The organism is Aeromonas sp. ZOR0001, from assembly GCF_000801015.1.
Lineage (GTDB): Bacteria > Pseudomonadota > Gammaproteobacteria > Enterobacterales > Aeromonadaceae > Aeromonas > Aeromonas veronii.
On sequence record NZ_JRJY01000103.1, the window covers coordinates 122,443 to 134,012 of the forward strand.

Consider the following 11,570-nt stretch of genomic DNA (forward strand, 5'->3'; position numbering starts at 1 on the left):
GCGGGATTATAAAAAAGTCTGCCCGGATAAGCGAATCGGATGGCAAGTCCCGCTCTCGATGACGCACTTTGTTACAGAAAACTGTCGTGCAAATGGGCTTGCAGCCTGTTCAATAGTTGTTCCTTGCTGTTGCTTAGACCTAGACTACCCCATAAAATTCGCACCTCATTTACACCGGATGGACAATTGTTTGAACAATGACCTGATCACTATCTCCGATCTGACCTTCAGTCACGGAGATCGGCTGTTGTATGACGGGATCAACCTGACCATTCCTCGTGGCAAGGTGACCGCCGTCATGGGCCCGAGCGGCATCGGTAAAACCACCCTGCTGCGGCTGATCGGTGGCCAGCTCAAGCCGGAGTCCGGTCACATTCTGTTTGACGGGGAAGATATCCCCACCCTCTCCCGCTCGCGCCTCTATGAAGTGCGCAAACGGATGAGCATGCTGTTCCAGAGCGGCGCCCTGTTTACCGGCATGACGGTCTACGACAACGTGGCCTTCCCGCTGCGGGAGCACTCCGGCCTGCCGGAGGAGCTGATCCACACCATCGTCATGATGAAGCTGCAGGCGGTGGGCTTGCGCGGCGCGGCGAAACTGATGCCCTCCGAGCTTTCCGGCGGCATGGCGCGCCGGGCGGCGCTGGCACGGGCAATTGCACTCGATCCTGACCTCATCATGTATGACGAGCCATTCGTCGGGCAGGACCCCATCACCATGGCGGTGCTGGTCAAGCTGATCAAGGAGCTGAACGATGCCCTTGGTATCACCTCCGTCATCGTCACCCACGACGTGAAAGAGGTGCTGAGCATCGCCGATTACGCCTACATCATCGCCAATCGCAAGGTGGTGGCGCACGGCACGCCGGACCAGTTGCGCGAGGAGCACAATCCCGAAGTCGAGCAGTTCCTCAAAGGATTGCCCGATGGTCCTGTTCCGTTTCATTTTCCGGCAGGCGATCTGCTACAGGATCTCTGATGTTGATAAGTCAAATAAGCAAGCTGGGGCGGGTCGGAGTGCGGTTTATCAGCTCCGTCGGTCGCGCCACCATCATGTTGTTCCATGCGCTGGCGGGCAAACCCGAGCCGCGCAAGCACTTCCCGCTGCTTGTCCAGCAGCTCTATGTGGTGGGCGTGCAATCGGTGGCCATCATTCTGGTCTCCGGCCTGTTCATCGGCATGGTGCTCTCGCTGCAGGGTTACAACGTATTGAAGGATTTCGGCGCCGAACAGAGTCTGGGACCGCTGGTCTCCCTCTCCCTGCTGCGGGAGCTGGGCCCTGTGGTCACGGCACTGCTGTTTGCCGGCCGAGCCGGTTCGGCCCTGACCGCTGAAATTGGCCTGATGAAGGCCACCGAGCAGCTTTCAAGCCTCGAGATGATGGCGGTCGACCCGCTGCGCCGGGTGGTCGCCCCCCGCTTCTGGGCTGGCGTCATCAGCATGCCGCTGCTGGCCTTTATGTTCAGCCTGATCGGCATCTTCGGCGGCAAGCTGGTTGGTGTGGACTGGCTCGGCGTGGACGAAGGGGGCTTCTGGTCTGCCATGCAGGCCTCCGTCGACTGGCATGAAGACATCATGCAGGGCGCCATCAAGAGCCTGATTTTCGCCCTGGTGGTCACCTGGATTGCGCTCTTTAACGGCTATGATGCCAAGCCGACCTCGGCCGGGATCAGTCAGGCCACGACCCGAACTGTGGTCCACTCATCCCTCGCCGTGCTCGGCCTGGATTTTATACTCACTGCAGTCATGTTTGGATAAGGTAAAGATGAAGTTCAGCAAAGTAGAATTCCTGGTCGGCACCTTCATGCTGGCTGGCATCGGTGCCATTCTGGCACTGGCCCTGCAAGTGGCCGGTTTGAGCTTCAAACCGGAAGGAGAAACCTATACCCTGCGCGCGCATTTCGATAATATCGGCGGCCTGAAAGTCCGTTCGCCGGTCAAGGTCGGCGGCGTTGTGGTCGGTCGGGTCAGCGACATCGTACTGGACCCGAAAACCCAGGTGCCCGAAGTGACCCTGATGATGCAAAAGAGCGCTGGCGAGTTCGCCGATACCAGCTCCCTCTCCATCCTCACCTCCGGTCTGCTCGGCGAGCAGTACATCGGTCTGGCCCCCGGCTTCAGCGATGAGGAGATGGGCACCGAGATGCTCAAGGATGGCGACCTGATTGAAGACACCAAATCCGCCATCGTACTGGAAGATCTGATTGGCAAGTTCCTCTACAGCCAATCCTCCGACAGCAAATCAGACAGCAAGAAGGAGTAATCATGTTCAAGAAAATCGCCCTGCTGCTGGGCCTGATGACCAGCATGCTCTTTTCCCTGTCTGCCCAGGCCGCAGTCGATGCCACCGATCCCAACGCGCTGGTGGATCAGGCTGCCAAGCAGACCTTTGCCCGCCTGAAAGCCGATCAGGCCCAGGTGAAGAGCAACCCGGATCACCTGCGGGTGATCATCCGCGAAGAGCTGCTGCCCTATGTGGACAACCGCTTCGCCGCCTACAAGGTGCTTGGCAACCAGATTAAAGAGACCACCGAAGCGCAGCGCAATGCCTTCGTCGAGGTGTTCACCGAGTACATGGTGAGCTCCTACGCCGATGCGCTGGCCCATTTTGACAAGCAGACCGTCAAGGTCGAGCCGGGCAAAGCTCCCAGCGGCAATATCACCGCCGTCAACGTCAGCGTGAAAGAGGCCGGCAAGCCGGACATCTTCCTCGAGTTCAAGCTGCGCAAGAACAACAAGACCGGCGAGTGGAAAGCCTTCGACATGGTGGCAGAGGGGATCAGCCTGCTCTCCGCCAAGCAGAGCGAGCTGGGCGGTTTGATCCGCCAGAATGGCATCGATGCAGTGATCGCCCAGTTGCGCGAACACAACGCCAAGCCGCTGGTACTCAAACCATGACCCTCAGCGGTGAGCTGCAGGCGCCACAGGTCAATGACCTGTGGCAACGCCGCGCCGAATGGTGGCAGGACGACCAGCTCGAGCTCGGCGGCGTCACCACCCTCGACTCTGCCGGACTGGCCCTGCTGGTCAAATGGGCCAAAGCCGTATTAGCGCGAGGCGCCACACCGCAACTGGTGGGCGCCTCCAGTGATTTCTATACCCTGGCCAACCTCTACGGGGTGGCCGGGCTGTTTCAGTCAACCCCGCTCACAACTGAGGACGCATAATGCAAGTCTCTGAAATTGAAGCGATACTCCTTGAGGCTCTGCCATTGTCCGAAGTCCATGTCAAAGGGGACGGTAGTCACTACCAAGTGATCGCCGTCGGTGACATGTTTGACGGCATGAGCCGGGTCAAGAAGCAGCAGGCCATCTATGCCCCGCTGATGGACAAGATCGCCAGCAACGCCATTCACGCCCTCTCCATCAAAGCGTTCACTGACGCCGAGTGGAAACGCGAACGTAAATTCCTATTGCCCTCCTGATTTGGTAACGAAGTAAAAATGGACAAATTCAAAATCGATGGTCGTTGTACTCTCAACGGCGAAGTGACCATCTCCGGCGCCAAAAACGCTGCCCTGCCGATCCTGTTCGCGACCCTGCTCTGTGATGAAGAGGTACACCTCTCCAACGTGCCGCGCCTGAAAGATGTGGGCACCACCATCAAGCTGCTGGAGATGCTGGGCGCGACCACCAAGGTCAACGGCAACGTCACCGTGCTGACCGGTGCGGTGAACAACCATGTCGCTCCCTACGAGCTGGTGAAGACCATGCGCGCCTCCATTCTGGCGCTGGGCCCGCTGGCTGCCCGTTTCGGTGCTGCTGATGTCTCCCTGCCCGGCGGCTGCGCCATCGGTGCCCGTCCGGTCAACCTGCACGTCCACGGCCTGGAGCTGATGGGTGCCAAGATCACCATCGAAGATGGTTACATCAAGGCCCGTGTCGATGGCCGCCTGAAAGGCGCTCACATCCTGATGGATATGGTCTCCGTGACCGGTACCGAAAACCTGATGATGGCCGCCACCCTGGCTGATGGCCGCACCGTGATCGAAAACGCCGCACGCGAGCCGGAAGTGGTCGATCTGGCCAACTTCCTCAATACCCTTGGTGCCAAGATCCAGGGCGCGGGCACCGATACCCTGACCATCGACGGTGTCGAGCGTCTGCACGGCGGCAACTACAGTGTGCAGCCTGACCGCATCGAAACCGGTACCTTCCTGGTGGGCGCAGCGGTCACCGGCGGCAAGATCACCTGCCGCAAGACCGACCCGACCCTGCTGGAAGCGGTACTTGTCAAGCTGGAAGAAGCTGGTGCCCTGATTGAGAAGGGTGAAGACTGGATCACCCTCGACATGACTGGCCGCACCCTCAAGCCGGTCACCATCAAGACCGCCCCCTACCCGGCCTTCCCGACCGACATGCAGGCACAGTTCACTGTGCTGAACGCCGTCGCCAAAGGCACCGGCATGGTCACCGAGACCATCTTCGAGAACCGCTTCATGCACGTTCCCGAACTGGTACGGATGGGCGCAGACATCGAACTGCAGGGCAACGTAGCCATCTGCCGTGACACCGAGCAACTCAAGGGTGCCCAGGTAATGGCGACCGATCTGCGCGCCTCCGCCAGTCTGGTGCTGGCCGGCTTCGTCGCCGAAGGCTCCACCATCGTCGACCGTATCTATCACATCGACCGTGGCTATGAAGATATCGAGCAGAAGCTGCAGGGTCTGGGTGGCCGCATCGAGCGTATCAAGGGCTGATAGCCCCCTGATCGCTGGCCGATAAAAAGGCCCCCTCGCGTTGGCGAGGGGGCCTTTTTCATGGTTTCGGTTCAGTTGAAACCGGGATCAGTGGCCCGCCAGCTTCATATTCTCTACCAGCACCGAGCCGGTCTTGAGACTGGAGCGCTCATCCTCGTCACGACCTACCGCCACGATATGGCTGAACATCTCGGCCAGATTGCCGGCGATGGTGATCTCCTCGACCGGATAGGCTATTTCGCCATTCTCGACCCAGAAACCGGCAGCGCCGCGGGAGTAGTCACCATTGACGATATTGACCCCCTGCCCCATCAGCTCGGTCACCAGCAGGCCGGTGCCCATCTCTTTCAGCATGCCCGGAAAATCCTGGCCGGTATTGGAGACCTGCCAGTTGTGGATGCCACCGGCGTGCCCCGTAGTGGTCAGCCCCAGCTTGCGCGCAGAGTAAGAGGTCAGCAGCCAGCTCATCAGCTCGCCGTTACGGATGATATCCATGTCGCGGGTACGCACCCCTTCGCCATCAAACGGGGTACTGGCGAGCCCGCCAAGCAGGTGGGGGAACTCCTGAATGGTGAGCCACTCGGGCAGGATCTGCTTGCCCAATTTGTCGAGCAGGAAGCTCGACTTGCGATAGAGGTTGCCGCCGCTGATGGCCATTACCAGATGGCCCCACAGACCGGAGGCTGTGTCAGGGTGGAACAGCACCGGCGCATGACGGGTAGAGATCTTGCGGGCGCCGAGGCGGGAGACGGTACGCTCCACTGCCTCATCGGCGATGCGCTGCGGGCTCCAGAGCCCGTCGAGGGTACGGCTGGAGGAGTAGCCGTAATCACGCTGCATGTCGCCATCCTGCTCGCCGATCAGCACGCAGCTCAGGGAGTTGCGCGACGCCGCATAACCTTTGACGAAGCCATGGCTGTTGCCATAGACCTTGATGCCGAGATGGCTGGAGAAACCGGCACCGTCGGAGTGCTTGATGCGGGCATCGCGACCAAGCGCCAGCCGTTCGCACTCGATGGCCAGTTCGATACCGCGCTGGGGATCCAGTTCGATTTGGTGGCACAGTTGTAGATCGGGGGCATCCCAGGCCAGCAGCTCGGCGTCCGCCAGACCGGCGCAATCATCGGCCGAGGTGTGGCGGGCAATCTCGATGGCCGCTTCAACGGCGGCGCGAATGGCGGGTTTGCTCAGATCGGTGGTCGAGGAGGATCCCTTGCAACCATCGCGATAGACAGCGATGCCGAGGGCGCCATCTTTATTGAATTCAATGCTTTCCAGTTCACAACCCCGGGTGTTCACCGACAACCCGGTCTGCTTGCTGATGGAGACTTCGGCCAGCGAGGCGCCCAGTCCTTTGGCTATCTCCAGGGCTTCGGCAACCACGGCCTCGAGATGGGCTTGATCCTGGCGGATTTGGTCTTGCTGATCCATAACTCACATCTGTATGAAAGAAGGAAAGGGGGGGTAAGCATATCAGACCCCTGCGCCCAGCGGGAGAAGCTGGTAACATATCCGCCAAACGTGAATGACAGGAATCAAGAGACCGATGAGTCAATATCAAGACGACAACGAGTTCGAAGACTGGGGCCCCAGCAAGAGCCAGCTCAAGCGCGATGCCGAAGCATTGCAGAAAATGGGGGAAGAGATCGTCTCCCTCAGCCACAGCGAGCTGGAAAAAATCCCGTTGGATGAAGAGCTTGCAGAAGCTGTCGAGCTGGGTCGCAAACTCAAGCCGAAGAAGGATGAGTCCTTCCGTCGCCATCTGCAGTTCATCGGCCGCCTGATGCGCAGCCGCGATATCGAGCCGATTGCCGAAGCGCTCTCCATCATCAAGAACCGTCACTCCACCGTGAATGCACGCCTGCATCGCCTGGAGCAGTGGCGCGAGCGCCTGATCACCGAAGGTGACAGCGCCCTCAACGAGCTGATGTCCCAGTTCCACGAGCTGGATCGCCAGAAGCTGCGCCAGCTGATCCGCTCCGCCAACAAGGAGCGGGAACTGAACAAGCCGCCAGTCGCCTACCGCGAGATGTACCAGTATCTGCGCGGCGAGATCGAAGACCTGCTGTGATCCCCGAAACACGCCTCCCCTTGCGGAGGCGTGTTTCTATTGATGCCTTTTCCTCTCCCCATACCCCGCCATCCCTGCTCGTTTAATATATCCACCACTTTGCTACCCCAGCCATAACGGCCCATCTAAACAACCCCGTTAAATCGCCGCTTCAGAGCAGGCCAAAAAAGACACGTTAACAATTTGGTATCATTTTGTTTGACATATTGAACGGCCTTGGCAGACTGAAGAGAGGATCCATGCCGTCGCTGCCCAGGCTGACCAACGATTCTGTCACTCGGCCCGACGCGGGATCCCATGACCATGCCTTGAGGCATGCCCTTGCTCTGCCGGTTTGCAAGGGCCTGCCCAAGGCGCAGGATGAGACTTCAACGCCAAGGATAATCAAGGTGCCCTATGCCAAATCCCCAGCCTCCCACCACCCGTAAACCTGTCGTGCTGATGACCATGGGCGCCCAGCCCCGCAACGGCCACGCCTATCAGGTGATGACCCACAAATACATCATGCCGCTGGTGGAGATAAGCGGCTGCGTCCCGCTGCTGGTACCCACCTGCTGCGGCACCGCCGATCTGGAGCAGTATCTGGATCTCGCCGATGGGGTCTATCTGAGCGGCGCCGGCTCCAACATCGATCCGGCCCTCTACGGCCAGGAGAACCTCACGCCGGAGAAACAGCAGGACAGGGATCGCGACCTGTTCGACCTGCCCCTCATCAAGGGGGCGCTCGCCCGTGGCTTGCCGATCCTCGGGATCTGCCGCGGCATGCAGGAGATCAACGTAGCGCTGGGGGGAGACATCCATCAGAAGGTCTACAGCGAACCGGGTTATGACGATCACCGGGAGGATGCCGACGATCCGGTCGACGAGCAGTATGGGCCAAGCCATCAGATAAAACTGCTGCCCGGTAGCTGGTTTGCCGAACTGATGGGGGAAGAACAGATTCCGGTCAACTCCCTGCATGGACAGGGCATCAACCGGTTGGGGAAGGGTCTGGAGCCGTTGGCCCACGCAGAAGATGGGCTGATCGAGGCACTTCATGCTCCCGCACTGTCACCCTTTTTGCTGGCAGTGCAGTGGCATCCGGAGTGGAAAGCCAATGAAAACCCCCACTCCATCAAGATCTTTCAAGCCTTTGGCGATGCTTGCCGTCAGCGTTGTGCATTGATGGCGGCTAGTTAATCCCTCATCGATTCAGTCGCCAAACCCGCGCGCCTTGAGCTTGGGCAGTCCGCCCCGCTCGGGGCGCAAGGTGCGGCAGATATCCATCCCCTTGAGCCCGCGCTGGATATGGTCAGGCGAATGGCCAAACACCATGCCGTTGCTGCGGTAGAGGTTGTTGTCATCCAGCTCGAACTTCTCGCCGCCGATCAGCAGCTGCTCGCGGCCATTGACCGTGTCGCCCCGCTTGATGGGCACCTTCATATCGCTCAGCACCTCACCGGTGGCACACCCCTCGCGCCAGCGCGCCTCGCTGGAGAAGGGGGTAATGGCTATTTCACGCCAGGAGCCATCCCGGAATTCGACCCGATACTTCTCGGCCAGCAGGTCGCAGCCCGCCAATGGCAACAGGGCCATCAAACAGATGATTTTCTTTGAAAATTTCACTCAATCGCACTCCTTTGCCCGGTTCTGCACAGGATAAATAAATTGCCGCCCCAACGCACCATTTCCCCGCGCCGCAGCAGCTATGCTGGAAATAAAACCACAATAAGGTGCTGCTATGGCTGGCGAAAACCTCACCGCGCTACCGACGCTGATCTGGATTGGCGAACACCCGTTCTGGACCCTGCTCACTCTCTCCCTGATGCTGATCCACTTCTGGCGCCGTCCGGGACAGCGACGGGAGCTGCTCTCCGAGCTCAGTTTCGTGATGATAAGCGCGGTGGTGATCCTGCTGATCCAGCTGGAAGGGGGCTGGTTCAAACTGCCGCTGCCCCATCAATTGCTGATCGAGATCTCCACCCTGCTGGCTGGCCTGATACTGGTCAAGATATGGGGGATCCTGCTGTTCGAATTTCTGCTCCCCCTCTGCCATGTGCGGATCCCGCGGATCATCGCCGATATCGTCATCACCATCGGCTATATCGGCTGGGGTCTGTTTCGCCTCTACGCCTCCGGCATGGCTCTCGGGGAGATAGTCACCACCTCGGCGGTGATCACCGCGGTCATCGCCTTCGCCATGCAGGACACCCTTGGCAACCTGCTGGCCGGGGTCTCCATTCAGCTCGACAACTCCATCGCCATCGGTGACTGGCTGCAAGTCGACACCACCCAGGGCCGGGTGGTGGAGATCAACTGGCGTGCCACCACCATCGAGACCCGCAACTGGGAGACAGTCGTCATCCCCAACAGCCACCTGCTTAAACAGCGCTTCACCGTTCTCGGGCGCCGTCGTGGCGAACCCTTGCAGTGGCGGCGCTGGGTCTGGTTCGATCTGACCCTGGATACCTTGCCGACCCAGATCATCGCGCTGATCGAGAAATCCCTGCGGGAGACCAAGCTCCCCTGCGTCGCCAAGCATCCGCAACCGGACTGCCTGCTAATGAACGTCGAAGGGGGCATCGCCCGCTATGCGGTGCGCTACTGGCTGACCGACCTGGCTCGCGACGATCCGACCGACTCCATGGTGCGCAGCCTGATCGATGCCGCCCTGCGCCGCAACGATCGCCGCCTCACCCCGCCGATCTTCAACGTCTTTATGGCCAAGGAGAAGCAGCATCTGGATGCCCGCCACAAGCGCCACACCGCCGAACGAACCGATACCCTGCGCAAGCTGCCGCTGTTTGCCATGTTGCAGGAGAACGAGCTGCTCCAGCTGGCCGATCAGGTGAAGTTCGCCCCCTTCGTCAGCGGCGACATCATGCTGGAGCAGGGAGATGTCTCCAACTGGCTGTTCGTGCTGGTCAAAGGGGAAGCCGAGATGGTGGTCAATGTCGAAGGGCGGGAGCTGAAGCTTGGTACGCTCAACGCGGGAGACTTCTTTGGCGAACTGAGCCTGCTCACCGGCGAACCCAGCTCCTTCACGGTGCGGGCGGTGGCCACCGTCGAAACCTATCGCATCAATCAGGCAATGTTTCAGGAGTTGGTGATGCAGCGCGAGGCGCTGGTTGAGCCCCTCTACCGGGTGCTGAGCGACCGCCAGCAGGAGCAGCGGGCCCTGCTGGAGCGGGAAGCGGAAGCCATGAAACAGCCACCACAACAGCTTGATCTGCTTGATAAGCTGATGAAGCTGTTCAGCGGAAGATGACGTAGCATGGCATCGTATTGAGGACGTGAAGAGAGAACCACAGCCATGTTACTGACCACCCTGGCCCTTACCGCCAGCCTGCAATTTGATTGTCCCGCCACTATCGAGACTCGCCAGCAGCTGCTGACCCCGCAGCAGGGCTGGCAGGCGTTCACTCGCAATGACGATGGCAAACCGGACGAAACCCTCAGCCACCGGCTCGATAATCTGGCCCTGCTCGACGGAGATCCTGCCGAGCTGGCCCAACTCAAACCGGATAATGGCGACAGCGACGAGATCCACTACTGGAGTCAGCTCGATAGCAGCCTGCGCCCGCTCTATCTGGTCTGCCGCTATCAGAACAGCGCCATCACCCTGCAGCAGCCGCTACCCGTCGGCATCAGTTACTGCCGCGTCAACCAGCGCGATCGCTACACCCTGCTCGGGCTGGTTTGTCGCAAATAGCGGGCGTAACCCCTTGCCATATATCGCTATTCGATGACAGCCATTACCGCCTGAGCCGGGCCACCCGCCAGCGCCATCAGAGCAGCAGCTCGGCCAGCTCCTCCAGAGCCGTCAGCTCCACGTCCGGCAACAGTTGCAGCTGTTGCCACGGTTGCTGCCGTTCGTTGAGCCAGGCGGCGCGAAAGCCGTGCAAACGGGCCCCCAGCACATCGGTCTCGGGATGATCCCCCACATGGAGGATCCGCTCCGCTGGCTGCTTGAGGGCGCTGCGGGTCTGCTCAAACATATCCGGTGCCGGTTTCATTCTGGCGCCCGCCCCCGCCTTGCAGACCAGCGTGAAGTAGCGATCCAGCCCTGCCTGCGCCAGATCCAGATTGCCGTTGGTGATGACCACCAGCGGATAGCGTTCGGCCAGTCTGGCCAGCAGCAGATGAGTGGACTCGCTCACCTCGATCTTCGAGCGCTCTGCCAGAAACGCAGCAAACACCTGCTCCGCCTCGCGGCTGGCCTGCTGGTCGGCCATCCCCCCCTCGACCATGGCAGCGCGGATGGTCTGCTGGCGCGCCAGACTGACATCGTGGCGCAGCTCGGGGGAACCATTCAGCACACTGCGCTTGAGTTCCAGCCAGCGCGGTTTGTCGAGCATGGCGGTGGCCAGATATTCGCTGCGCAGATGGTTCAGCATCCACTGCTCGGCCCGCACGATGGCGGGGCCGTTGTCATAGAGGGTGTCATCGAGGTCAAACGAGATGGCAGCAACCGGCTGCCAGCGGCGATAGAAGTGCATGGACTCTCCTCTGCAACGGGGCTCAGGGCCCGTTATTCATCGTCCTGCGCATCCGGGTCACGCTTGGCCCTGGGGTGGGCGCTGTCGTAAACCTTGGCCAGATGCTGGAAGTCGAGGTGGGTATAGATCTGGGTGGTGGAGAGGTCGGCATGTCCCAGCAGCTCCTGTACCGCCCGCAGATCGCCGGAGGACTCCAGCATATGGGTGGCGAAGCTGTGGCGCAGCTTGTGGGGATGGACGTGGGCGTTGAGCGCCTGCTTGTTGCCCCAGCCATCGAGGCGGGCCTGCACCGAGCGGGCCGACAGCCGCTGCTTGCGGCTGG

The 11,570-nt window shown here is 60.3% G+C and carries 15 protein-coding genes; 11 read left to right on the top strand and 4 right to left on the bottom strand.

Annotated elements, in window-relative coordinates; translation table 11 throughout:
- Positions 1 to 178 precede the first annotated feature (178 nt).
- From mlaF to murA, 7 genes are read left to right on the top strand one after another with little or no spacing between them, the layout of a single operon-like run.
- Positions 179 to 979 (top strand): phospholipid ABC transporter ATP-binding protein MlaF, encoded by an 801-nt coding sequence (gene mlaF, locus L972_RS13200; RefSeq protein ID WP_005336343.1) that lies wholly within the window; start codon positions 179 to 181, stop codon positions 977 to 979.
- Positions 979 to 1,758 (top strand): lipid asymmetry maintenance ABC transporter permease subunit MlaE, encoded by a 780-nt coding sequence (gene mlaE / locus L972_RS13205; RefSeq protein ID WP_005336345.1) that lies wholly within the window; start codon positions 979 to 981, stop codon positions 1,756 to 1,758. The genes mlaF and mlaE overlap by 1 nt, the downstream gene beginning before the upstream one ends.
- A 7-nt stretch (positions 1,759 to 1,765) precedes the next feature.
- Positions 1,766 to 2,263 (top strand): outer membrane lipid asymmetry maintenance protein MlaD, encoded by a 498-nt coding sequence (mlaD, locus tag L972_RS13210; RefSeq protein WP_005336348.1) that lies wholly within the window; start codon positions 1,766 to 1,768, stop codon positions 2,261 to 2,263.
- 2 nt (positions 2,264 to 2,265) lie between these two features.
- Complete coding sequence (locus L972_RS13215) at positions 2,266 to 2,898, top strand: MlaC/ttg2D family ABC transporter substrate-binding protein (protein WP_005336350.1); 633 nt, start codon at positions 2,266 to 2,268, stop codon at positions 2,896 to 2,898.
- On the top strand, positions 2,895 to 3,167 hold the full coding sequence (locus L972_RS13220; protein ID WP_005336352.1) for an STAS domain-containing protein: 273 nt from the start codon (positions 2,895 to 2,897) through the stop codon (positions 3,165 to 3,167). The genes L972_RS13215 and L972_RS13220 overlap by 4 nt, the downstream gene beginning before the upstream one ends.
- On the top strand, positions 3,167 to 3,424 hold the full coding sequence (gene ibaG, locus L972_RS13225) for a BolA family iron metabolism protein IbaG (RefSeq protein ID WP_005306001.1): 258 nt from the start codon (positions 3,167 to 3,169) through the stop codon (positions 3,422 to 3,424). Before L972_RS13220 ends, ibaG begins: the two co-directional genes overlap by 1 nt.
- 18 nt (positions 3,425 to 3,442) lie before the next feature.
- Entirely contained in the window at positions 3,443 to 4,699 is a 1,257-nt protein-coding gene (gene murA / locus L972_RS13230; RefSeq protein WP_005336355.1) for a UDP-N-acetylglucosamine 1-carboxyvinyltransferase, read from the top strand.
- An 87-nt stretch (positions 4,700 to 4,786) separates the two neighbouring features.
- Here the strand turns inward: murA and pmbA are convergent, their stop codons facing one another.
- Positions 4,787 to 6,130, bottom strand: a complete 1,344-nt coding sequence (gene pmbA, locus L972_RS13235; RefSeq protein WP_047438740.1) for a metalloprotease PmbA — start codon at positions 6,128 to 6,130, stop codon at positions 4,787 to 4,789.
- A gap of 115 nt (positions 6,131 to 6,245) precedes the next feature.
- Here pmbA and yjgA point away from each other — a divergent pair, with 115 nt between their 5' ends.
- Both yjgA and L972_RS13245 read left to right on the top strand, forming a co-directional pair.
- The gene (yjgA, locus tag L972_RS13240) at positions 6,246 to 6,770 is read left to right on the top strand and encodes a ribosome biogenesis factor YjgA (protein ID WP_005336359.1); all 525 of its coding nucleotides are present in this window, start codon (positions 6,246 to 6,248) and stop codon (positions 6,768 to 6,770) included.
- A 396-nt stretch (positions 6,771 to 7,166) separates the two neighbouring features.
- Positions 7,167 to 7,949 (top strand): gamma-glutamyl-gamma-aminobutyrate hydrolase family protein, encoded by a 783-nt coding sequence (locus L972_RS13245; RefSeq protein WP_047438742.1) that lies wholly within the window; start codon positions 7,167 to 7,169, stop codon positions 7,947 to 7,949.
- 12 nt (positions 7,950 to 7,961) lie between these two features.
- On the opposite strand, the gene L972_RS13250 is transcribed toward L972_RS13245, so the two are convergent.
- On the bottom strand, positions 7,962 to 8,345 hold the full coding sequence (locus L972_RS13250; protein WP_040069030.1) for a hypothetical protein: 384 nt from the start codon (positions 8,343 to 8,345) through the stop codon (positions 7,962 to 7,964).
- 145 nt (positions 8,346 to 8,490) lie between these two features.
- Between L972_RS13250 and L972_RS13255 the strand changes: the two genes are divergently transcribed.
- A complete protein-coding gene (locus tag L972_RS13255) occupies positions 8,491 to 10,017 on the top strand; it encodes a cyclic nucleotide-binding domain-containing protein (protein WP_047438743.1) in 1,527 nt (508 codons plus the stop codon).
- A gap of 45 nt (positions 10,018 to 10,062) precedes the next feature.
- On the top strand, positions 10,063 to 10,461 hold the full coding sequence (locus tag L972_RS13260) for an STY0301 family protein (protein ID WP_047438745.1): 399 nt from the start codon (positions 10,063 to 10,065) through the stop codon (positions 10,459 to 10,461).
- 76 nt (positions 10,462 to 10,537) lie between these two features.
- Here L972_RS13260 and L972_RS13265 read toward each other — a convergent pair whose 3' ends face one another.
- Positions 10,538 to 11,248: an HAD-IA family hydrolase gene (locus L972_RS13265; RefSeq protein WP_047438747.1), complete on the bottom strand. Its 711-nt coding sequence runs from the start codon at positions 11,246 to 11,248 to the stop codon at positions 10,538 to 10,540.
- Between the two features lie 32 nt (positions 11,249 to 11,280).
- The coding region (locus L972_RS20955; RefSeq protein ID WP_047438790.1) for a tyrosine-type recombinase/integrase at positions 11,281 to 11,570 on the bottom strand (290 nt) is incomplete at its 5' end.